At 69.1% G+C, this 22618-nt stretch carries 20 protein-coding genes; 16 read left to right on the top strand and 4 right to left on the bottom strand.

Annotated elements, in window-relative coordinates:
• Positions 1 to 35: 35 nt before the first annotated feature.
• The 3 genes from HUS23_12570 to HUS23_12580 form a co-directional block, all read right to left on the bottom strand.
• Complete coding sequence (locus HUS23_12570) at positions 36 to 527, bottom strand: peroxiredoxin (protein QKT04579.1); 492 nt, start codon at positions 525 to 527, stop codon at positions 36 to 38.
• Positions 524 to 1051 carry a glycine cleavage system protein R gene (locus HUS23_12575; GenBank protein QKT04580.1) on the bottom strand — a complete coding sequence of 176 codons (528 nt, stop codon included), beginning with the start codon at positions 1049 to 1051 and terminating at the stop codon, positions 524 to 526. The genes HUS23_12570 and HUS23_12575 overlap by 4 nt, the downstream gene beginning before the upstream one ends.
• A gap of 951 nt (positions 1052 to 2002) precedes the next feature.
• Positions 2003 to 3082, bottom strand: coding sequence for a DUF4921 family protein (locus tag HUS23_12580; GenBank protein ID QKT04581.1), 1080 nt, complete (start codon positions 3080 to 3082; stop codon positions 2003 to 2005).
• 243 nt (positions 3083 to 3325) lie between these two features.
• Between HUS23_12580 and HUS23_12585 the strand changes: the two genes are divergently transcribed.
• From HUS23_12585 to purC, 4 genes are read left to right on the top strand one after another with little or no spacing between them, the layout of a single operon-like run.
• On the top strand, positions 3326 to 4213 hold the full coding sequence (locus HUS23_12585) for a 4-hydroxy-tetrahydrodipicolinate synthase (protein QKT04582.1): 888 nt from the start codon (positions 3326 to 3328) through the stop codon (positions 4211 to 4213).
• A gap of 8 nt (positions 4214 to 4221) precedes the next feature.
• A complete protein-coding gene (bamC, locus tag HUS23_12590) occupies positions 4222 to 5181 on the top strand; it encodes an outer membrane protein assembly factor BamC (GenBank protein ID QKT04583.1) in 960 nt (319 codons plus the stop codon).
• Positions 5182 to 5184: 3 nt separating this feature from the next.
• A complete protein-coding gene (locus HUS23_12595) occupies positions 5185 to 5943 on the top strand; it encodes an MBL fold metallo-hydrolase (protein QKT04584.1) in 759 nt (252 codons plus the stop codon).
• Positions 5944 to 5997: 54 nt separating this feature from the next.
• Entirely contained in the window at positions 5998 to 6711 is a 714-nt protein-coding gene (gene purC, locus HUS23_12600; protein QKT04585.1) for a phosphoribosylaminoimidazolesuccinocarboxamide synthase, read from the top strand.
• Positions 6712 to 6977: 266 nt separating this feature from the next.
• Here the strand turns inward: purC and HUS23_12605 are convergent, their stop codons facing one another.
• A complete protein-coding gene (locus HUS23_12605) occupies positions 6978 to 9371 on the bottom strand; it encodes an EAL domain-containing protein (protein QKT04586.1) in 2394 nt (797 codons plus the stop codon).
• Positions 9372 to 9450: 79 nt separating this feature from the next.
• Between HUS23_12605 and aroC the strand changes: the two genes are divergently transcribed.
• The 12 genes from aroC (at position 9451) to trpB (ending at position 22617) form a co-directional block, all read left to right on the top strand.
• Positions 9451 to 10557 carry a chorismate synthase gene (aroC, locus tag HUS23_12610; GenBank protein ID QKT04587.1) on the top strand — a complete coding sequence of 369 codons (1107 nt, stop codon included), beginning with the start codon at positions 9451 to 9453 and terminating at the stop codon, positions 10555 to 10557.
• Between the two features lie 15 nt (positions 10558 to 10572).
• Positions 10573 to 11730 carry an MFS transporter gene (locus tag HUS23_12615; GenBank protein ID QKT04588.1) on the top strand — a complete coding sequence of 386 codons (1158 nt, stop codon included), beginning with the start codon at positions 10573 to 10575 and terminating at the stop codon, positions 11728 to 11730.
• Positions 11731 to 11828: 98 nt separating this feature from the next.
• Positions 11829 to 13235, top strand: a complete 1407-nt coding sequence (leuC, locus tag HUS23_12620; GenBank protein ID QKT04589.1) for a 3-isopropylmalate dehydratase large subunit — start codon at positions 11829 to 11831, stop codon at positions 13233 to 13235.
• 12 nt (positions 13236 to 13247) lie between these two features.
• On the top strand, positions 13248 to 13889 hold the full coding sequence (gene leuD / locus HUS23_12625; protein ID QKT04590.1) for a 3-isopropylmalate dehydratase small subunit: 642 nt from the start codon (positions 13248 to 13250) through the stop codon (positions 13887 to 13889).
• 189 nt (positions 13890 to 14078) lie between these two features.
• Positions 14079 to 15155 (top strand): 3-isopropylmalate dehydrogenase, encoded by a 1077-nt coding sequence (gene leuB, locus HUS23_12630; protein ID QKT04591.1) that lies wholly within the window; start codon positions 14079 to 14081, stop codon positions 15153 to 15155.
• Positions 15156 to 15230: 75 nt separating this feature from the next.
• Positions 15231 to 16253, top strand: a complete 1023-nt coding sequence (locus HUS23_12635) for an aspartate-semialdehyde dehydrogenase (GenBank protein ID QKT04592.1) — start codon at positions 15231 to 15233, stop codon at positions 16251 to 16253.
• Between the two features lie 103 nt (positions 16254 to 16356).
• A complete protein-coding gene (locus tag HUS23_12640; protein QKT04593.1) occupies positions 16357 to 17823 on the top strand; it encodes a hypothetical protein in 1467 nt (488 codons plus the stop codon).
• Positions 17778 to 19169, top strand: a complete 1392-nt coding sequence (locus tag HUS23_12645) for a tetratricopeptide repeat protein (GenBank protein QKT04594.1) — start codon at positions 17778 to 17780, stop codon at positions 19167 to 19169. The genes HUS23_12640 and HUS23_12645 overlap by 46 nt, the downstream gene beginning before the upstream one ends.
• 82 nt (positions 19170 to 19251) lie before the next feature.
• On the top strand, positions 19252 to 19941 hold the full coding sequence (locus HUS23_12650; GenBank protein ID QKT04595.1) for a hypothetical protein: 690 nt from the start codon (positions 19252 to 19254) through the stop codon (positions 19939 to 19941).
• A gap of 25 nt (positions 19942 to 19966) precedes the next feature.
• Positions 19967 to 20746, top strand: a complete 780-nt coding sequence (truA, locus tag HUS23_12655) for a tRNA pseudouridine(38-40) synthase TruA (protein ID QKT04596.1) — start codon at positions 19967 to 19969, stop codon at positions 20744 to 20746.
• Between the two features lie 22 nt (positions 20747 to 20768).
• Positions 20769 to 21413, top strand: coding sequence for a phosphoribosylanthranilate isomerase (locus tag HUS23_12660; GenBank protein ID QKT04597.1), 645 nt, complete (start codon positions 20769 to 20771; stop codon positions 21411 to 21413).
• Positions 21394 to 22617, top strand: a complete 1224-nt coding sequence (trpB, locus tag HUS23_12665; GenBank protein QKT04598.1) for a tryptophan synthase subunit beta — start codon at positions 21394 to 21396, stop codon at positions 22615 to 22617. The genes HUS23_12660 and trpB overlap by 20 nt, the downstream gene beginning before the upstream one ends.
• Position 22618: the final 1 nt, after the last annotated feature.

Genomic DNA, 22618 nt, shown 5'->3' on the forward strand with positions numbered 1-22618 from the left:
CCGCGGGGTCGGCGCCGGAGGTGGCGCCTGGGCGTTCAGCCCAGGGCGCGCACCGCCTCCAGCACCTCGGCCGCGTGGCCCTCCACGCGTACTTTGCGCCACTCGCGACGCAACACCCCCTCGCGGTCGATGAGGAAGGTGCTGCGCTCGATGCCCATGACGCGCCGTCCGTACATGTTCTTCTCCTTGATCACCTCGAACAGACGGCACACTTGTTCCTCGGCGTCCGACAACAGGGCGAAGGGAAAGCCCTGCTTGGCGCGGAAGTTCTCGTGCGAGCGCAGGCTGTCGCGCGAGATGCCGTACACCACGGCGCCGGCGCGCACGAACTGGTCGTACAGGTCCCGAAAATCCTGCCCCTCGCGCGTGCAGCCGGGCGTGCTGTCCTTCGGGTAGAAGTAAAGCACGACGTGGCTGCCGCGGAGCTGCGACAGCGTCACAGTGCTGTCGCCGGTGGCCGGCAGGGTGAAGTCGGGTACGGGCTGGTCGAGCTGTACGGCGCCTGCCGCTTGCGTGCTGTCGTTCAACGTTTGATGGCCTCCATGACCGCGTCCAGGTTCAACTCGTCGCAGAAGTCTAGAAACTCGTCGCGCAACTCCGGAATGTGGGTGTCCGGCGGCAGGTGCACGCTCATGCTGAGCGTGAACATGTGCGACCCGGTCTGCTCGGCTTCGTAACGGCTACTGCTCATCTCGTGAATAGTGACGTTGCGGCTGGTAAAGAAGTCCGCCAGCCAATGCACGATGCCGGGATGGTCGAGCGCAACCACCTCCACCAGATAAGGAATGCGCCCGCTCGGCTGCGGCGCCTCCGATCGGCGCGCGATCAGCGACAGGCCCAGGCGCTCCTGCAATGCCGGGAGCGCGCCTTCCAGGCGCACGATGGCATCCCAGCTTCCCGAGGTGAGCAACAACATGGTGAACTTGCCCCCCACCACCGCCATCCGGCTGTCGATGATGTTGCAGCCGCTGTTCATGATGGCCTTGGAGAGGTGGGTGATGATGCCGGGATCGTCGTCCCCCAGCGCGGTGAGTACCAGATACGTCTGCATTCGCGAGGTCGCGGCCTTGGTTGATGGGCGCCGAAGGCCGGCGCCGCGAATTTGCTCACGATTATATTACGGGGGCGCCGAGGCGCCATGGCAAATCCAAGGCCACCGCCTGCTGCGCAGGCGGCCCCCACCCTAACCCTCCCCCGCGGGGTGCGGGGGAGGGAATGCCCGCGGCGCCTGTGCCACCACCACGCAGGGGACGAGGTGCGCAGATCTCTGCTCCCTCCCCCACGTCAGTGGGGGAGGGCCGGGGAGGGGGCCGACGGCCGCAGGCCGGCGGGAGCCCACTTCCGCCTGCTGCGCAGGCGGCCCCCACTAACCCTCCCCCGCGGGGTGCGGGGGAGGGAATGAAACCATCCGGCCTGCGGCGCCTGTGCCACCACCCACGCGGGGGACGTGGCGCGCAGATCTCTGCTCCCTCCCCCACGCCAGTGGGGGAGGGCTGGGAGGGGCCGACGGCCGCAGGCCGGCGGGAGCCCACTCCGCCTGCTGCGCAGGCGGCCCCACCCTAACTCTCCCCTGCAGGGTGCGGGGGAGGGAATGAAACCCGCCGGCCCGCGGCGCCTGTGCCACCACCACGCAGGGGTGCGGGGGAGGGAATAAAACCATTCGGCCCGCGGCGCCTGTGCCACCACCACGCAGGGGACGAGGTGCGCAGGTCTTTGCTCCCTCCCCCACGTCAGTGGGGGAGGGCCGGGGAGGGGGCCGACGGCCGCAGGCCGGAGGGAGCCCACTTCCGCCTGCTGCGCAGGCGGCCCCCACCCTAACCCTCCCCCGCGGGGTGCGGGGGAGGGAATAAAACCATTCGGCCCGCGGCGCCTGTGCCACCACCACGCAGGGGACGAGGCGCGCAGGTCTTTGCTCCCTCCCCCACGCCAGTGGGGGAGGGCCGGGGAGGGGGCCGACGGCTGCAGGCCGGCGGAGGACACGCAGCGTGGCGGGGCGCTTACGCTACAGCGTCACCGCGCGCAGGCGCTCGGCGGCCTGCTCGGGGGCGATGGTGTTGACGTACAGCCCGGAACCGAGCTCGAAGCCGGTGGGGATGCTGGTGCGGGGGCAGATCTCCAGGTGCCAGTGGTAGCTGGGGCTCTGGCCGGCGTACTCGGGGCCGTGCGGCAGGGAGTGGAGGAAGTAGTTGTACTGCGCGCCGCCGAGCACGGCGTCCAGGCGCGCCATGGTGCGCTGCAGCACGCGGGCGAGGTCCTCCAGCGAGTGGTCGGCCACGGTGGTGTAGTCGGCCTGGTGGGCGAGCGGCAGGATATGGACCTCCCACTCGAAGCGGCTGGCGAAGGGCTTGATGGCGATGAACTCCTCGCCGCGCTCCACCACGTACTGCCCGGCGCTGATGCGCCGGCGGATGCCGCCGGACACGCGGTCGTACACCGTCGCCTCGAAGGTGAGCGCCTCGTCGATCAGGGTGCAGAAGATGCACTGGTGGTGGTTTTGGTGGTGGCGGTGGGCCGCCTCCAGTTCGCTATGCACGTTCTGCGGCACCACCGGCGTGGCGATCACCTGGCTGTGGGTGTGCGCCATGCTGGCGCCGGCGGCGGGCCCGAAGTTCTTGAACACCAGCACATACTTGAGGCGCGGGTCGCCCTCGTACAGGATGCGCATGCGGTCGCGATAGGCGCCGAGCAGCAGGGCCAGATGTTCCACGCTCATTTCGTGCAGCGCGATGCCGTGCTGGTGGTGGTCGACGATCACCTCGTGCTGGCCGTAGCCGTCGATGATCTGCTGCAGCCCGAGCAGCAGGCCGGCGCCCTGGCTGGTGCGCCCGAGCACCGGGTGCAGGTTCTCGACGATGCGCACCGCCCACGGCCCCTCGGCGGGGTAGGCGGCAATCTGCGGTGGTGTGCGCTCTTCGTTGCCGCGGCAGAACGGGCAGCGGTCGACGTGCTGGCGGGTGTCGCGCGGGGCCGGGGCCTCCTTCTCGCGCGGACGCATGCCGCGGGCGGTGGCAACCAGCACCGACTCGCTGGGCACGATGGGGTTGATGCGGATCTCCCGCACCTCGTCGGCTTGCTCGCTCATGGCCTTAGCTCCTATTTCCGCCTAGTCTGAGCATACCCCCGCCCGCCGGCGGGCGCGTTTTAACATGATGATGCTCCCATAAGCCGGGTTTGGGTGCGGGCGGCTGGCGATGTGTGGCCGCAGGCGCGGGGCGTCAACCTTGTAAAAGGCCGCGCGCGGACAGTACCATGCACCGCTTGGAGACGCCGTGCCTGGCGCCTCCGGCGCGACGCGCATACCTACCCCGCGGGAGAGAGTACTGGCATGTTCCACGGCAGCATGGTGGCCCTGGTTACCCCGATGCACACGGACGGTGCCCTGGACTGGGCCGCCCTGGAGCAGTTGGTGTCCTTCCACGTCGACAACGGTACCGACGCCATCGTCGCGGTGGGCACCACCGGCGAGTCGGCCACGCTGGACGAGGCCGAGCACTGCAAAGTAATCCGCTTCGTGGTCGAGAAGGCCGCGGGCCGTGTGCCGGTGATCGCCGGCACCGGCGCCAACGCTACCGCCGAGGCCATCCGCCTGACCCGCTGCGCGATGGACGCCGGCGCCGACGCCTGCCTGTTGGTCACGCCGTATTACAACAAACCCACGCAAGAGGGTTTGTACCAGCACTTCCATGCCATCGCCGAGGCGGTGCCGGTCCCGCAGATTCTGTACAACGTGCCCGGACGCACCGCCTGCGACATGCTGCCCGAGACGGTGGCGCGCCTCGCGCCGGTGTCCAACATCGTCGGCATCAAAGAGGCCACCGGCGACCTCGAGCGCGGCCGGCGCATCCTCGAGCTGTGCGGCGAGCGCCTCGATCTCTACAGCGGCGACGACGCCACCGCCATGGAGCTGATGCTGCTCGGCGCCAAGGGCGACATTTCGGTGACCGCCAACGTCGCCCCGCGGGCCATGCACGAGATGTGCGCCGCGGCCATCAAGGGCGACCGCGCCGAGGCCGAGCGCCTCAACGCACCGCTCGAGACGCTGCACAAGAATCTGTTCGTCGAAGCCAATCCGATCCCCGTGAAGTGGGCGCTGCACGAGATGGGACTCATCCCGCCCGGGCTGCGCCTGCCGCTGACCCCGCTGTCCGAGCGCTTCCACGACACCGTGCGAACCGCCCTGCGCGACGCCGGCGTTGCGTTGCAGAGGAGTTGATGTCCGTGATGACCCCCGTACTACGCGCCGCGACGGTGCTGGCCGTCCTGCTGCCGCTCGTGGCCTGTTCCACCGGCCAAAAGGCCGTTTATCTCGACACGCGCAGCAGCCCGCCGCTGGAGGTGCCGCCCGAGATGACGCAGCCGCGCGGTGACGGTGCGCTGACCCTGCCCGAAGGCGTGCGCGTGGGCGCCACCCGCGCCGGCGCGGGCGAGTCCTTGCAGGCAAACGTGCGCCTGCAGCGCGACGGCGCGCTCCGCTGGCTGGAGATCGACGCGCCGCCCGAGGCGTTGTGGCCGCGCCTGGTCGCGTTCTGGGAGAACGAGGGCTTCGACATCGTGGTGCACGAGCCCGAGATCGGCGTGCTGGAAACCGACTGGCGCGAGAACCGCGCCGGGCTGCCGCGCGGCCTGCTGGGCCGCATGTACAGCGCCGACATCCGCGACAAGTACCGCGTGCGCGTGGAGGCCGGCCGCACCCAGGGCACCAGCGAGCTGACCCTCACGCATCGCGGGCTGCGCGAGGAAGGCTTCGAAGGGGTCGGCACGCAGGTGACCACCTTCTGGCAGTGGCGGCCGTCCGATCCCGAACTCGAGGCCGAAATGCTGCAGCGCCTGCTGCGCTTCCTCGGCCTGCCGGAGCAAAGCGCGGCGCGCTATGGCGAGACCGGCACCGTCGCCGCGAGCGAGGCACAGGCCCTGCGCCTGGCGGCACCGCGCGAGCGCGCGTGGCGCCAGGTGGGGCTGGCGCTCGATCGCCTCGGCGCCGAGTTCCAGCGCCGCGATGCGCAGGCCGGCGTGTACGAAGTCAGCGTGCAGACACCTCGCGCGCGCGGCGCGACCGCGCCCGCCCAGCGCTACCATGTGGAATTGCAGGAACAGGGCGGGGAGACGCGCGTCCAGGTTCGCGCGCTGGACGGCGAGGGCACCCAACCCCTGCTGGACGCCCTGGCCGAACGCCTCGGCTAGCCCGTGCGCTTCTGCTCACTGGGCAGCGGTAGCCGGGGCAACGGGCTGCTGGTCGAGCACGGGCGCACCCGCCTGCTGGTCGACTGCGGCTTCACCCTGCGCGAGGTCAAGCGCCGCCTCGAGCGCGCCGGCATCGCGCCGGACTCTCTGAGCGGCATCCTCGTCACCCACGAACACAGCGACCACGCCAGCGGCGTGGGTCCACTGGCGCGCAAGTACCGCATCCCCGTGTGGATGACCCTCGGCACCGCGCGGCGTCTCAACGAGACCCTGCCGAGCGTCAAGGTCTTCAACTGCCACGAACCCTTCGCCGTCGATGACGTGGCGGTCGATCCCTTCCCCGTCCCGCACGACGCGCGCGAGCCCGCCCAGTTCGTATTCCACGACGGCGCGCACCGCCTCGGGCTGCTCACCGACACCGGCAGCGGCACCCCGCACATCGTGCGCCAGCTAGACGCCGTGGACGCCCTGGTGCTCGAGTGCAACTACGACGAGCACATGCTCGCCGAAGGGCCGTATCCGCCCGCGCTCAAGCGCCGGGTCGGCGGGCGCTTCGGCCATCTGAGCAACGTGCAGGCCGCGGCCATCCTGTGCGCCATGGACCACTCGCGTTTGCAGCACCTGGTCGGCGCCCACCTCAGCGAGAAGAACAACGTGCCCGCGCTCGCCCGCGCGGCGCTCGCCGAGGCGCTGGATTGCACCGAGGATTGGATCACGCTGGCCGAGCAGGACGCGGGTTTCGGCTGGCGGGCGATAATGTAAGAGGCCCGGCGCCCGCGCGGCGCCGGTTACGGTAAGCACGTTCACGAGGTGAGCATGAGCAAGCAGTCTCCGCTGTACTCCGGTAAGGCCAAGTCGCTCTATCCCAGCGACGAACCGGATCGATTGATCGTCCAGTTCCGAGACGACACCTCGGCATTCGACGGTCAGAAGGTGGAGCAGCTCGCGCGCAAGGGGCAGGTGAACAACAAGTTCAACGCCTTCATCATGCAGAAGCTCGAGCAGGCCGGCATCCCCACCCACTTCGACCGCCTGCTCTCGGACGACGAGTCGCTGGTCAAGCGCCTGGAGATGATTCCGGTCGAGTGCGTGATCCGCAACCTCGCCGCCGGCAGCCTGGTCAAGCGCCTGGGCGTCACCGAGGGCGCCGAACTCAGCCCGCCCACGCTCGAGTTCTTCCTGAAGAACGACGCGCTGCACGACCCCATGATCAACGAGTACCACATCCGCGCCTTCGGCTGGGCAGAGCCTAACGAGGTCGCGCGCATGAGCGAACTCAGCTTCGCCGTGAACGACGTGCTGAAGCCGCTGTTCGCCGACGCCGGCCTGCTGCTGGTCGACTTCAAACTCGAGTTCGGCCGCTTCCACGGCGAGCTGGTACTGGGCGACGAGTTCAGCCCCGACGGCTGCCGCCTGTGGGACGCAAAGACCCGCAACAAGCTCGACAAAGACCGCTTCCGCCAAGGCCTCGGCGGCGTGGTGGAAGGCTACGAAGAAGTCGCCCGCCGCCTCGGCGTGCCGCTGGACTAGCCCTCCGCGCCGCCTTCATGCCCTCCCCCGCGTGCGGGGGAGGGCGAGGGGTGTGTGCAAACCGGCTACATAGGTAACACCGTGGACCGGGCACATGGGTAACAGGTACAACGCATCGGCAGGAGGACCTGCCGATGCCGTGGATAAGAACTTGTCCCATGGACCAAAAGTTGAAGTTGGTGGCTGCCGCGCTGAGCGGCGAGTTGACGGTGAGCGCGCTGGCGCGGGCGGCCGGAATCAGGCGGTGCGGGGGGATGGGAATGTAGCTAGCCGAGGCGGCGGCTGGTGCGCGTCGGCGGAGCTTCGCGCTCGCGGGTGGCGGCGGCGCGCTTGGCGCAGGCGGGGGTGAGAGGGGCGGGGCGGGCGATGCCGTAGCCCTGGGCGTAGTCGACGCCCATGTGCTTGAGCAGGATCAGGATGGCGTCGTCGTCGACGTATTCGGCGATGGTTTTGAAGCCGAGGACATGGCCGATCTCGTTGATGTACTCCACCAGCACGCGGTCCATCGGGTCGTTCGCCATATTGCGTACGAAAGTGCCGTCGATCTTCAGGTAATCGACCGGCAGGTTCTTGAGGTAGGTGAACGAGCTCAGGCCGCAGCCGAAGTCGTCCAGCGCGAACTGGCAGCCCATGCCGCGCAGGGTACGGATCAGCTGCGCGGCGCGCGAGAGGTTGGTGATGGCCGCGGTCTCGGTGATCTCGAAGCACACGCGGTGCGGTTCCACGCCGCTGCTGAGGAAGGCGTGGATAATGAACTCCTGCAGGCCGTCGTCACACAGCGACTGACCCGAGAGGTTGATCGCAAACGCCCCGCCCTTGGGCGCCTCGATCTGGGCGATGAGGTCCAGTGCGTTCTGGATGACCCAGCGGTCGATGGCGGGCATGAGGTTGTAGCGCTCGGCGGCGGGCACGAAATCCTGGGGCGGCACCGGCTCCCCCTGATCGTCGATCATGCGCACCAGTACCTCGCGGTGCGGGGGCAGGTCGTCCCGCGCCGACAGCGGCATGATGTCCTGCGCGTACAGACAGAAGCGGTCCTCGCGCAGTGCCTCGTTGATGCGTTGCAACCATTCCATCTCGCCACGACGACGGGCCAGGGCGGTGTCGTCGACCTGGTAGACGTGGATACGGTTGCGTCCCTTCTCCTTGGCGACGTAACAGGCCGAATCGGCCGCTTTGAGGACGTCGGTGAGGCTGCCCGAATCGGCGGCCACGCTGACCACACCGATGCTGACGCCGATCTGGAATACGCGCTGCTCCCACACGAAGCGGAAGTCCGTCACCGCACGCTGCATGGCTTGGCTGACTTCCAGCGCGCGCTCCGGTGAACACTCCTCGAGCAACACCCCGAACTCGTCGCCGCCCAGGCGGGCTAGCACATCGCGACTCTTCACCTGCAGCGCGAGCGCCACCGCGAGTTGCTTGAGCAGTTCGTCTCCGGCCACATGGCCGCAGGTGTCGTTCACCACCTTGAACTGGTCGAGATCGAGATAACACACCGCGTGGACGCGCCCCTCGGTGCGCGCGCTGTCGAGCGCGAGCTGCAGGCGCCGCTCGAACTCGCGACGGTTGAACAGCTGGGTGAGCGTGTCGTGGCTGGCCTGATAGCTGAGCTGCTCGGTGAGCGAGCGCACCTCGGTGACGTTGCGCAGCACCAGCACCATGCCGAGCACGCGATGGTTGCGATCGCGCAGCGGGGAGGCGGTGTATTCGATGGCCAGCGTCGTGCCGTTCGCTTGGCGCAGGAGCGCGCGGTTGTCGGAATGAGGTGTGGCGGCGTGCACCACCCGCTGCACGAGTTCGGTGCGGGGGCCCGCCTCGGCGAGCACGAACACGTTCCCCAGGGACTGGCCGCGCGCGGTCTGCGCACTGCGCCCGGTGAGGGCCTCGGCGGCGCTGTTCAGGTAGGTCACGCGGCCGTGGTCGTCCGTCGTGATGACGCCCTCGGTCAACGTCTGCAGCGTGACTTGGGCGCGTTCCTTTTCGCGGAACAGGCGCAGCTCCGCGCGGCGGCTGCGGCGGATCACCATGCCACCGATGAGCGCGCCGAGCAGCAGGGCGCCGGAGCCCAGCGCGATGGTCACGTTGCGCGCGCGCCGGTAGGCGGCCTCCGCCTCGGTGGCGGCGCGCGATGCCTCTTGCTCCTGCAGGACCGCCAACTCGTTGAGGTTGTCGAACATGTAGGCCTGGAGCGGAACCGCCTCGTCAAGCAACAGGTGGCGCGCCTGCACGCTGTCGCCGGCCAGGATCAACTCGCCGATGCGCCGGTGCACGCTGCCGCTCGCCAGCATGCGCCCGGCCTGCGCTTCCAGGATTGCATGCTCGGTGGCCGACAACCGCATGGTGCGCAGCGTCTCGCGCGCCTCCAGAAAGCGCGCGCCTTCGGCGTCGAACGCCAGCCATGCCTCCTCGCGCGCGAACGGGTCGTCGGTGAGCAACATGGTGGTCAGCAGGACGGTGCGTTCGCGCGCGGCGTCGCGCATGGCGGTGACGAGCGCGGTCTTGACCCGTTGTTGGTCGACGACCTGCTCCACACTTTGCTGGAGCGTGCTGTTGGAACGCAGCGCACTCGCGCTGAGCGCGAGCATCAACAGCAGCATGACGGCGAAGCCGAGGATCAACCCCCAGTGCGCCTTTTCGACGTTCGTGTTGTCTGGCATTTGCCGGCCTCGTGCCAGGCACTCTTGACGGTGCCTTGGCTATGGGACTTGGCGTCCCGATGCCGGTACAATACCACCCATGTCAGGAAATAGCATAGGACGTCTGTTCACGGTCACGGGCTTTGGCGAGAGCCACGGTCCGGCCATCGGTTGCATCGTGGACGGCTGTCCGCCGGGGCTTGCGCTCAGCGAGGCCGACCTGCAGGGCGACCTCGACCGTCGCCGCCCCGGCAAGTCGCGCCACACCACGCAGCGGCGCGAGGCCGACGAGGTACAAATCCTTTCCGGCGTGTTCGAAGGGCGCACCACGGGCGCGCCCATCGCGCTGATCATCCACAACACCGATCAGCGCTCCAAGGATTACTCGGAGATCATGGACCGCTTCCGGCCGGGCCATGCGGACTACACCTATCAACAGAAGTACGGCCTGCGCGACTACCGCGGCGGCGGGCGCTCCTCGGCGCGCGAGACCGCGATGCGCGTGGCGGCCGGCGCCATCGCCAAGAAGTACCTCGGCGAGCGGGCCGGTATCACCATCCGCGGCTATCTGGCCCAGCTTGGCCCGCTGCGCCCCGCCGCGTTCGATTGGTCCGAGGTCGAACAGAATCCCTTCTTCTGCCCCGACGCGGCCCTGGTGCCGGCGCTGGAGGACTACATGGACGCGCTGCGCAAGTCGGGTGACTCGATCGGCGCGCGCGTGAACGTGGTGGCCGCCGGCGTGCCGCCGGGCCTGGGCGAGCCGATCTACGACCGCCTCGACGCCGACATCGCGCACGCGCTGATGTCCATCAACGCGGTGAAGGGCGTGGAGATCGGTGCCGGCTTCGCCTGCGTGGAGCAAAAGGGCACCGAGCACCGCGACGAGATTACCCCCGCGGGGTTCCTGTCCAACAACGCCGGCGGCGTGCTGGGCGGCATCTCCAGCGGGCAGGACATCCTCGCCAGCATCGCGCTCAAGCCCACCTCCAGCATCCGCCTGCCGGGGCGCAGCGTGAACCGCCAGGGCGAGCCGGTGGAGGTGGTGACCAAGGGCCGCCACGACCCCTGCGTCGGCATCCGCGCCACGCCCATCGCCGAGGCCATGTTGGCCATCGTGCTGATGGACCACTACCTGCGCCACCGCGCGCAGAACCTCGACGTCCGCTCCGAGACGCCCGTCATTCCCGCCGGTCCCGACGCCGCCTAGGCGCCGGGTCCGCGCATGCCCTACTGGCGTCTCTCCAGCTTCTACTTCTTTTACTTCGGCTCCATCGGCGCGCTGGTGCCGTATTGGGGGCTGTACCTGAAGTCCATCGGCTTCACGCCGCTGGAGATCGGGCAGCTCATGGCGCTGATCATGGCCACCAAGATCGTGTCGCCCAACGTGTGGGGCTGGATCGCCGACCACACCGGGCGGCGCATGACCATCGTGCGCGTGGCCTCCCTGCTCGGGCTGCTCACCTTCGGCGGCGTGTTCTTCGGCCAGACCTTCTGGTGGATGGCGCTGGTGATGCTGAGCTTCAGCTTCTTCTGGAATGCCTCGCTGCCGCAGTTCGAGGCCACCACGCTCAACCACCTCGGTACCCAGACCCACCGCTACAGCGCGGTGCGGGTGTGGGGCTCGATCGGCTTCATCCTGGTGGTGGCGGTGCTGGGGCCGATCCTCGATCGTCACGGCACGGGCATCCTGCCCATCGCGCTGCTGGTGCTGTTCGCCGGCATCTGGTTCGCGAGCCTGGTGGTGCCCGAGCACGCCTCGCGCCATCTGCCGCTGCGCCAAAGCCCGCTCAAGCACGTGCTGCAGCGACCCGAGGTGCTGGGGCTGCTGGGGGTATGCTTTCTGATGCAGGCCAGCCACGGGCCGTATTACACCTTCTATTCCATTTACTTGGAGGACTACGGCTACGCCCGCAGCCTGATCGGCTACCTGTGGGGGCTGGGCGTGCTGGCCGAGGTGGTGGTGTTCCTGATGCTGTACCGCCTGGTGCACCGCTTCGGGCTGCGCCGTCTGCTGCTCGCGGCGCTCGCGCTGGCGGCGCTGCGCTGGGTGGTGATCGGCCAGTTCCCGCACGCCTTCACGCTGCTGCTGGGCGCGCAGCTGTTGCATGCCGCGAGCTTCGGCATCTATCACGCGGTGGCCATCGCCTTCATTCACCGCTACTTCGTCGGGCGCCATCAGGGGCGCGGGCAGGCGCTGTACAGCAGCCTGAGCTTCGGCGCCGGCGGCGCGTTGGGCGGGCTGTACAGCGGCTACGCCTGGGATGGCCTGGGCGCGACCACCACCTTTTTCATCGGCGCGGGGCTGGCGGCGCTCGCGTTCGGCCTGGCATGGCGCTACGTGGGGCGCGAGGACGCCGAGACGGCGCCCGCAAAAGCCTGACGCGGCGCCGCTTGGCGTGGACTTGCCCCGCCCGGAACTTGTAACATCGTCGTTTGCTTTGCCGGCCCCCTTGGCCGGCACATCACCTGCGGTTGGCCATGAGCGGAAAGACCCTTTACGACAAACTCTGGGACGCCCACGTCGTGCGCGAGGACGCCGACGGCACGGCACTCCTTTATATCGACCGGCACCTAGTGCACGAGGTGACCTCGCCGCAGGCCTTCGAGGGCCTGCGCCTGGCCGGGCGTAAGCCCTGGCGCGTGGACACCGTGCTGGCGACGCCCGACCACAACGTGCCCACCACCGACCGCAGCGCCGGCATCGCCGATCCCATCTCGCGCCTGCAGGTCGAGACGCTGGACCAAAACTGTGCCGAGTTCGGCATCACCGAATTCGCCATGGCCGATCCGCGCCAGGGCATCGTGCACGTGGTGGGGCCGGAGGAGGGCGCCACGCTGCCCGGCATGACCGTGGTATGCGGCGACTCGCACACCTCCACGCACGGCGCCTTCGCGGCGCTGGCGCACGGCATCGGCACCTCCGAGGTCGAGCACGTGCTGGCCACCCAGTGCCTGATCCAGAAGAAGTCCAAGAACATGCTGGTCTCGGTGGATGGCCACGTTGGCCCCGGCGTGACCGCCAAGGACATCGTGCTCGCTATCATCGGTGAGATCGGCACTGCCGGCGGCACCGGCTATGCCATCGAGTTCGCGGGCGAGGCGATCCAGGCCCTGTCCATGGAAGGGCGCATGACGGTGTGCAACATGACCATCGAGGCCGGCGCGCGCGCCGGCATGGTGGCGGTGGACGACACCACCATCGAGTATCTGCGCGGCCGCCCTTACGCCCCTGAGGGCGAGTTGTGGGAGCGCGCCGTCGCCGCCTGGCGCGGGCTGCACAGCGACCCCGACGCGCACTTCGACCGCGTGGTGCGCATCGACGCGGCGAGCATCCGCCCGCAGGTAACCTGGGGCACCTCGCCCGAGATGGTGGTGCCGGTGGACGCGCGCGTGCCCGACCCCGCCGCCGAGGCCGACCCGGTGCGCCGTGCCGGCATGGAGGCGGCGCTGCGTTACATGGGTCTCGCCGCCAACACCCCGATCAACGAGATCGACGTCGACAAGGTCTTCATCGGCTCGTGCACCAACTCGCGCATCGAGGACCTGCGCGCCGCGGCCGACGTGGTGCGCGGCAAGCGCGTGGCGGACAACGTGAAGCTCGCCATGGTGGTGCCGGGTTCGGGTCTGGTGAAGCAGCAGGCCGAGGCCGAGGGGCTGGATGAGATCTTCCGCGCGGCCGGCTTCGAGTGGCGCGAGCCGGGCTGCTCCATGTGCCTGGCCATGAACGCCGACCGGCTGGAGCCGGGCGAGCGCTGCGCCTCCACCTCCAACCGCAACTTCGAAGGCCGTCAGGGGCAGGGCGGGCGCACCCACCTCGTGAGCCCCGCGATGGCCGCGGCGGCCGCCGTGGCCGGCCACTTCGTCGACGTGCGCGAGCTCGCGTGAGTACGTACCACTATGGATAAGTTCACCACCCTGACCGGCATCGTGGCGCCGCTCGACCGCGCCAACGTGGACACCGACGCCATCATCCCCAAGCAGTTTCTGAAGTCCATCAAGCGTACCGGCTTCGGCCCGAACCTGTTCGACGAGTGGCGCTACCTCGACCCGGGCGAGCCGGGCCAGGACCCGGCGACGCGCCGGCCGAACCCCGACTTCGTGCTCAACCAGCCGCGCTACGCGGGCGCGCAGATCCTGCTCGCGCGCAAGAACTTCGGCTGCGGCTCCTCGCGCGAACACGCCCCCTGGGCGCTGCTCGACTACGGCTTTCGCGCCATCATCGCGCCGAGCTACGCCGACATCTTTTTCAACAACTGCTTCAAGAACGGCATCCTGCCCGTGGTGCTGGACGAGGCGCAGGTCGACGCGCTGTTCCAGCGCGTGGCGGCGCAGGAGGGCTACACCCTCACCGTGGACCTGCCCGCGCAGGCGGTGATCACGCCCGACGGCGAGCGTTACGGCTTCGAGGTGGATGCCTTTCGCAAGCACTGCCTGATCAACGGGCTGGACGACATCGGCCTGACCCTGCAGCACGTGGACGACATTCGCGCCTACGAGGCGCGCCGGCGCGATGAAGCACCGTGGTTGTTTGAACGCTGAGACCGCCCCTCCATGGGCGGCTCAGCGGCGCGCGGCGAAAAGCGTGGTTTTCGCCGCGCTTCGTTGTCGGCGCGGTGCGCCGACAACGGCAGCACATCCGTGTGCTGCGGTGGGGTGCGGCGCGGTCGGTGGGCGTGGGCAGTTGTGACGCGGGTCGAATTTCCGCCATTTGAATTGGATTAGAGTGCAATGACGAAGAAGATCCTGGTATTGCCCGGCGACGGTATCGGCGTCGAGATCGTGGCGGAGGCCGTGAAGGTCCTGGAGGCGCTGCGCGCCGAGGGGCTGGACGTCGAGATGGAGCACGCCCTGGTGGGCGGCGCGGCCTACGACGCGGGCGGGCATCCGCTGCCCGAGCAGACGCTGGCGCTCGCCAAGGCGGCCGACGCGGTCCTGCTCGGTGCGGTGGGCGGCTACAAGTGGGAGTCGCTGGACATCAGCGTGCGCCCCGAGAAGGGGCTGCTCGGCCTGCGCGCGGGGTTGGGGCTGTTCGGCAACCTGCGCCCGGCGCTGTTGTTTCCGCAGCTCGCCTCGGCCTCCACGTTGCGCGCCGACGTGGTGTCTGGGCTGGACCTGATGATCGTGCGCGAGTTGACCGGCGGTATCTACTTCGGCCAGCCGCGCGGCATCCGCACCCGCGAGGACGGCCAGCGCGAGGGCTACAACACGCTGGTGTACAGCGAGTCGGAGATCGAGCGCATCGCGCGTGTGGCCTTCGACATCGCGCGCAAGCGCGACAAGCGCGTGTGCTCGATCGACAAGGCCAACGTGCTGGAGTGCACCGAGCTGTGGCGCGAGGTGGTGACCCGGGTGGGACGCGACTACCCGGACGTCGAGCTCAGCCACATGTACGTGGACAACGCGGCGATGCAGCTGGTACGCGCGCCCAAGCAGTTCGACGTGATGCTGACCGACAACATGTTCGGCGACATCCTGTCCGACTGCGCGGCGATGCTCACGGGCTCGATCGGCATGCTGCCCTCGGCCTCGCTGAACGAACGCGGTCAGGGCATGTACGAGCCGATCCACGGCTCGGCGCCGGACATTGCGGGGCAGGGCGTGGCCAACCCGCTGGCGACCATTCTGTCGGTTGCGATGATGTTGCGCTATTCGTTCGACGATGCGGCCAACGCCGAGCGCATCGAGGGCGCGGTGGTGAAGGTGTTGGATCAGGGGCTGCGCACGCCCGACATCCACACCGAAGGCACCACCCGCGTCGGCACCGCCGAAATGGGCGATGCAGTCGTAAAGGCGTTGCGGGGCTGAGGCAACGGGATTCGGGGACCGGCGCCGCGGCGCCGGCAGTACGGTGAGTCCCGCGCGGACTCTGGAGGACGGGCAATGAGCAAGAGCTTTGACGTAGCGGTCGTGGGCGCAACCGGCGCGGTCGGCGAGACCATGATCTCGATTCTGCAGCAGCGCAAATTCCCGGTGCGCAAGCTGTATCCGCTTGCCAGTGCCCGCTCGGCCGGGTCCACCGTCGAGTTCAACGGCAAGCACATACGCGTGCAGGATCTGGCCGAGTTCGACTTCAGCCAGGTCCAGATCGGCCTGTTCTCCGCGGGCGGCAGCGTGTCGGAGGCCTTCGCGCCGAAGGCCGCCGCCGCCGGCTGCGTGGTGGTGGACAACACGTCGCACTTCCGCCTGGACGAGGACGTGCCGCTGGTAGTGCCCGAGGTGAACCCGCACGCCATCGCCGGCTACACGAGCCGCGGCATCATCGCCAATCCGAACTGTTCCACCATCCAGATGCTGGTCGCGCTCAAGCCCCTGCACGACGCGGTGGGCATCGAGCGCATCAACGTCGCCACCTACCAAGCCGTGTCCGGCACGGGCAAGGAGGCCATCGAAGAGCTGGCCGGCCAGACCGCGAACCTGCTGAACGGCAAGCCGATCCGCCCCGAGGTCTACCCCAAGCAGATCGCCTTCAATGCGCTGCCGCACATCGACGTGTTCCAGGACAACGGGTACACCAAGGAAGAGATGAAGATGGTGTGGGAGACGCGCAAGATCTTCGAGGATGAGTCCATCCAGGTGAACCCCACCGCCGTGCGCGTGCCGGTGTTCTACGGCCACTCCGAGGCGATCCACATCGAGACGCGCGAGAAGATCACCGCCGAGCAGGCGCGCGCGCTGCTGGAGAAGGCACCCGGCGTGGTGGTGATGGATGCGCACGGCCCGGGCGGCTATCCGACCGCCGTCACCGAGGCGGCCGGCGAGGACCCGGTGTTCGTGGGCCGCATTCGCGAGGATATCTCGCACCCACGGGGTTTAAACCTGTGGGTGGTGGCCGATAACGTCCGCAAGGGCGCCGCGCTCAATAGTGTTCAGATCGCGGAAATTCTGGTAAAAGACTACCTGTAGTTAGCGCATATTTCGCAAATCGGCGGGATATGTCTCGCGTAACACACTGTTACAAAAAGAAAAGTTTCTAGGCCCGTCCCGATCGGGTCCTAGGGGGATCAAGATGTCGCGAAGACTCGTTCCGTTGGCCGCCGCCATTTCACTCCTGCTGGCGCCCCAGGCGCATGCGCTGGGACTGGGTGCGATCGAGGTGCGATCCGCACTCGATGAACCACTGCTTGCGGAGATTCAGCTGGTCTCGGTCAGACCCGGGGAGTTGGACGAGCTACGGGTGGCGCTCGCCAGCGGTGCCGACTTCCAGCGCGCCGGGGTAACGCGCGTCGGCCTGCTCTCCCAGCTCGACTTTGAACTGACCTTTCGTGAGAGCACGCCTTACATCCGCGTCACCACGCCGCGTCCCATCCGTGAGCCCTTTCTGAATTTCCTGGTCGAGGCCAACTGGAGCAGCGGGCGCATGCTGCGCGAGTACACCGTGCTGCTCGACCCGCCGACCTTCATCGCGGGCGATGCCCCGCCCATGGACACGCCGGCCACCAGTGCCCCGCAGTTGGTGCAGCGCGAGAGCGCGCCGGCGCGCGCGCCGCGCGCATCCGCCGCCGCCCCGGTCGAGCGCCCGGTGCGCGCCGCCACCGGCGCCCTGGAGTACGGCCCCACCAAGTCGCGCGACACGCTGTGGAAGATCGCCGAGGAGTTGCGTCCGGACGATTCGGTATCCGTCTATCAGATGATGATCGCGCTGCAGCGCGAGAATCCCGAGGCCTTCGACGACGCCAACGTCAACCGCCTGCGGGCGGGCTACACGTTGCGCATTGCGGACATGGAAACCATTGCCGCCGTGTCCCACCGCGAAGCGGTGGCCGAGTTCCGCGAGCAGACCGCCACCTGGCGCGAGGCTACGCGCCAAGCGGCCGAACCGCAGCCCAGTTCCGGCGTGTTGCGCCTGGTCGCGCCCGACACCGACGAGGAGGCTCGCCGCGCGGGTGGTGCCACCAGTGCCGAGGCGCACAGTGCCGATGCCGAGGCCGAACTGGTCGCCTTGCGGCGTGAGTTGAGCCTCGCGCGCGAGACGGCCGAGGCGGAGCGGCGGCGTAATGAGGAGCTTAGCGCCCGCCTCGAAGAACTCGCCGACCAGGTGGAGACCGTCCATCGGCTGCTGTCGCTGGAGGATCAGGACATGGCGCGGCTGCAGGCGCAGCTTGCGGCCCAGCTGAATGCCCAGGCCGGTCAGCCGGCCGAGCCGGCGCAGGCTGACGAGACCTCCCCTGGCGAGCAGAGCGCCCCGGCGGAGCAGGCCGCGCAGTCCGAACAGACTGCGCCTGTCGCCACCCCGGCCGAGCGTCCCGCGAGCGCGCGGGCGCCCGAACCCGTACCGCCGCCCGCGTGGTACGAGATCGTCGAGATCAATCCCTTGTACGCCGCCGGCGGCGCCGGGCTGTTGCTGCTGGGCGGGGCGATGTGGGCCATGCGCCGCCGTCGCCGCGGCGCGCAGGAGAGCATCCTCGCCCCGGCGGCCGCCGGGGCGCCATGGCGCACGCCGGCGGTGCGACCACCGAAGAGACCTCCTTCCTGAGCGACTTCGCGGTCAGCGGCATGGGCGACATCCATGCCGAAGACGGCGAGGTCGATCCGGTCACCGAGGCCGGCGTGTATATGGACTTCGGCCGCTACGAGCAGGCCGAGGAATTGCTGACCGAGGCCCTGACGGCCGCGCCCGAACGCGAGCCGCTACGCGCCAAGCTGCTCGAGGTCTACCACGCCGCCGGCAACGCGGAGGCGTTCCTCGCGCAGGCCCAGGAGTACTACGCGCGCCACGGTGAGGCGGATGCCCCCAATTGGCCGCGTATTGCCGGTATGGGCGCCGAGTTGATGCCCGACGAAGGGCTGTTCGCGGGTCACCAACAGAGCGGCGGCGCGCGCGCGGCCGCGGGCGGTACGGCGGCGTCGGCCGCCGCCGGCGAGGTGCTCGATATCGGTCTCGATACGGCCGACTTCGATTTCGATGAATTCGCGCTCGACGGCTCGCTCGATGACAGCAGCGAGGCGGGCGACGGCGACGCCGGATTCGCCGACCTCGACTTCGGCGACCTGGACCTGCCCGACGCCAAGCCGGCTAAGGCACAGGCCGCGCCCAAACCGGCGCAGACGCCGCAGGCGGCCGCGCCCGAGTTGGACGAGGAGATGGACTTCGGCGGGCTGGACACGGTGGATGCCCTGCCGGAGATGGATCAGGCTCTGGACGCAGCGGCGGACGGTCTCGACGTGGGGCTCGGGATGGACGGCCTCGATGCCGAACCGGCCGCGCCGGCCGAATCGGCTGAAACGGGCGGGTTGGACCAGGGGCTCGCTATGGGCAGCCTGGACCCGGCCGAGCTCGAGTCGCTACGCGCGGCTCAGAATGCCCCGGAGGAGGTCGCCGTCGAACCCGACATGCCGACCATGGACTTCGACCCGAGCGAGTTTGGCGACCTCGGGGGAGCGGGGCTTGCCGAGGCCGCCTCGGAGCCCGCGCATGACGACGGGCACATGATGGAGTTCGAGGGCTTGGGCGGCATCGGCGAGCCGGGCGAGGCGCCGAGCGAAACAGCCGACCTCGCCGAGGCGAAACCGGCGGCGGCCGAGCCCGAGTTCGAGAGCTTCGAGGGGCTGACCTTCGACGCCGAGGATCAGGCGCCGGCGCTGGACGCGCAGGACGAACTGGCCGACGTGGGCGCCATGCCCGGCGAGGGCGAGGCGGCGGACGATAGCTTCGAGCTCACGCGCTCCCTGGACGAGGTCAGCACCAAGCTCGATCTGGCGCAGGCCTACATCGACCTTGGCGATCCCGACGGCGCGCGCGAGATCCTGCAGGAAGTTCTCGATGACGGCGACGAGCGCCAGCAGCGCCAGGCCGAAGAGATCATGCAGCGCATCGCCTGAGCGGGGCGCGCCGGCGCGTATGCGCCGGTAGCGCCCCCGCCCGGACCGCCGCACCCGCTGCGGTACCGACTCACCCTCCATCATGCATCCCACCATCCGCGTCGTTGCCTTCCTGGTGTTCTCCGTTTTCGTCGCCAGCGCTCATCCTGCGGCGCTGCTTCTGGCCGCGGCGCTCGTTGCGGCGCTGTATTTGCGCACCGACCTCGCCCGCGGCTTGGCCGCGGCTTGGCGTATGCTGCGCCGGCTGCGGTGGCTACTGCTCTCGATCCTGGTGCTCTATGGCTGGTTCACGCCGGGAACGCCGCTGCTCCCACTTCAGGACGTCGCGGGCTGGCTGCCCACCTGGCAAGGCGTGACCGAGGGCGGCCGCCGCGTCGCGGTGCTGGTGCTCATGGTGCTGGCGATCAGCCACCTGCTGCAGCACACCTCGCGCGCCGGGCTGATCGCCGCGCTGCGTTGGCTGGGTACGCCGTTGCGCCCGCTTGGCTTGGATCCCGATCGGCTCGCCCTGCGCGTGGTGCTGGTGCTGGAGACCTTGAGCGAGGTGCAGGACCTGGTGGGGAAGCGGGTGCAGGCTTTGCGTGCCGAGGGGCTGTCGCGCGCCGCCAGCGCGCGGGTGGCCGCCGATGTGTTCGCGGAGGTCGTGCGGCGCGCCGAGGCGATGGCCCCCCAGACCGTGGAGCTGCCGAGCGACCGCCCCCGCCCCCACGAGTGGCTGTATCCCGCCGCGCTCGCGGCGGCCTTCGGCGCCGTGCTGTGGCTAGCCCCCTGACGCGCGCTGCTTTATCCTGCGCGCCATGCGACTCGCACTCGGCATCGAATACGACGGCACCGGCTTTCACGGCTGGCAGACGCAGGATGGTCCGCGCACCGTGCAGGCGACGCTGGAGGCCGCGCTGTCCAAGGTCGCCGATGCCCCGGTCACGGTGGTGGCGGCGGGCCGCACGGACGCCGGCGTGCACGCCGCCGCACAGGTGGTGCATTTCGATACCGACGCGCGGCGCAGCGAGCGCGGCTGGACCTTCGGCGCCAATAGCCATCTCCCGCGGAACATCAGTGTGACCTGGGCGCGCGAGGTGCCGGTGAGCTTCCACGCCCGTTTCTCCGCCCGCCGGCGGCGTTACCGCTATGTGATCTACAACCGCCCGGTGCGCAGCGCGCTGTGGGACACGCGCGCCGCATGGGAGTATCGGGCGCTGGATGCCGAGCGCATGCACGAGGCGGCGCAGACCCTGCTCGGCGCGCACGACTTCACCTCGTTCCGCTGCAGCGCCTGCCAGGCCAAGTCGCCGTATCGGACGCTGGAGGCGCTGGACGTGGCGCGTCACGGGCCGTCCGTGGTGCTGGATGTGCAGGCCAATGCCTTTTTGCACCACATGGTTCGCAACCTCGCCGGGGTGTTGATGGCGATCGGTATGGGCAAGCAGCCGGTCGAGTGGGCGAGGGCGGTGCTGGAGGCGCGCGACCGGCGCGAGGCGGGTGTGACCGCGCCGGCGCAGGGGCTCTATCTCGCGGGGGTGGAGTACCCCGAGGAGTACGCCCTGCCCGGACTTTCGCCCCTGCCGCCGCTCTGGTAATCTGGCTCATTTGGCCGAGGTTATGCGCACCCGCGTCAAGATTTGCGGCATTACCCGAGCGGAAGACGCCCAGGCGGCGGCGCGCCTCGGTGCCGACGCGATCGGCTTGGTGTTTTTCGATCCGAGTCCGCGCGCGGTGAGCATCGAGCAGGCCCGCGCGGCGATTCGCGTATTGCCTCCGCTGATGAGCGTCGTCGGCCTGTTCGTCGACGCCTCGGCGGAACGGGTGCGCGAGGTGCTCGACGGCGTGCGCATCGACCTGCTGCAGTTTCACGGCGCCGAGGCGCCGGCGTATTGCGCAAGTTTCGGCGTGCCGTACATCAAGGCGGTGCGCATGCGCGAAGACGTAGACGTGGCCGCCGAGGCGCGCCGCTATTCGGATGCGCGAGGGTCGGCCGCGCGGGGGCTGTTGCTCGATACCTATTCGGCCACCACGGCCGGCGGTACCGGCACGGCGTTCGACTGGCGCCGGGTGCCGCGCGAGGCGGAGCTGCCGCTGATTCTGGCCGGCGGCCTCACCCCGGACAACGTGGCCCAGGCCGTGCGCCAGGTGCGCCCCTACGCGGTGGACGTCAGCGGTGGCGTCGAGGCCGCGAAGGGCGTCAAGGACGCGGCGAAGATGGCCCAATTCATCGAGGAAGTGAACATTGGCGACCGCACAGGCTGAAGGCACCGGCGCGCAGCGCTGGCCCGACGCAAACGGGCACTTTGGGCCGTATGGCGGCCGCTTCGTGGCCGAAACCCTCATGGGACCGTTGGAGGAGCTGCGCGCGGCCTACGAGCGCTACCTGCAGGACCCCGATTTCATCGCCGAGTTGGACCACGACCTGCAGCACTTCGTGGGCCGGCCCTCGCCGCTGTACTTCGCCGAGCGCTGGAGCCGCGAGCTGGGCGGCGCGCGCATCTTCCTGAAACGCGAAGACTTGAACCACACCGGCGCGCACAAGATCAACAACACCGTCGGTCAGGCGCTGCTCGCCAAGCGCATGGGCAAGACGCGCATCATCGGCGAGACCGGCGCGGGCCAGCACGGCGTGGCCACCGCCACGGTGGCGGCGCGCCTCGGCCTCGAGTGCGTGATCTACATGGGCGCCGAGGACATCCAGCGCCAGGCGCCGAACGTCTACCGCATGAAGCTCTTGGGTGCCGAGGTGGTGCCGGTGACCAGCGGCTCGCGCACCCTGAAGGACGCGCTCAACGAGGCGATGCGCGACTGGGTGACCAACATCGACAACACCTTCTACATCATCGGCACGGTGGCGGGCCCGCACCCGTACCCGGCCATGGTGCGTGACTTCCAGGCCGTGATCGGACGCGAGGCGCGCGAGCAGATCCAGGCACAGGCCGGGCGCCTGCCCGATGCGCTGGTCGCCTGCGTGGGCGGCGGCTCCAACGCCATCGGCCTGTTCTATCCCTTCCTGGACGACGCCGAGGTGGCGATGTACGGGGTGGAGGCGGCGGGCGACGGGCTGGACACCGGCCGCCACGCCGCGCCGCTGTGCGCCGGTAGGCCGGGCGTGTTGCACGGCAACCGCACCTATCTGATGGAGGACGCGGACGGCCAGATTCTGGAGACCCACTCGATCTCGGCGGGCCTGGATTATCCGGGCGTCGGCCCCGAGCATGCCTGGCTGAAGGACAGCGGGCGCGCCCAGTACGTCGGCATCAGCGACGACGAGGCGGTGGCGGCGTTTCACACCCTCACGCGCACCGAGGGCATCATCCCGGCGCTCGAATCCAGCCACGCGATGGCCTATGCCGCCAAGCTGGCCGCCACCCTGACCCCGGAGCAGATCATCATCGCCAACCTCTCCGGGCGCGGCGACAAGGACATCGGCACCATCGCCCAGCGAGAGGGGATCGAACTGTGAG

The organism is Ectothiorhodospiraceae bacterium 2226, from assembly GCA_013348725.1.
GTDB lineage: Bacteria > Pseudomonadota > Gammaproteobacteria.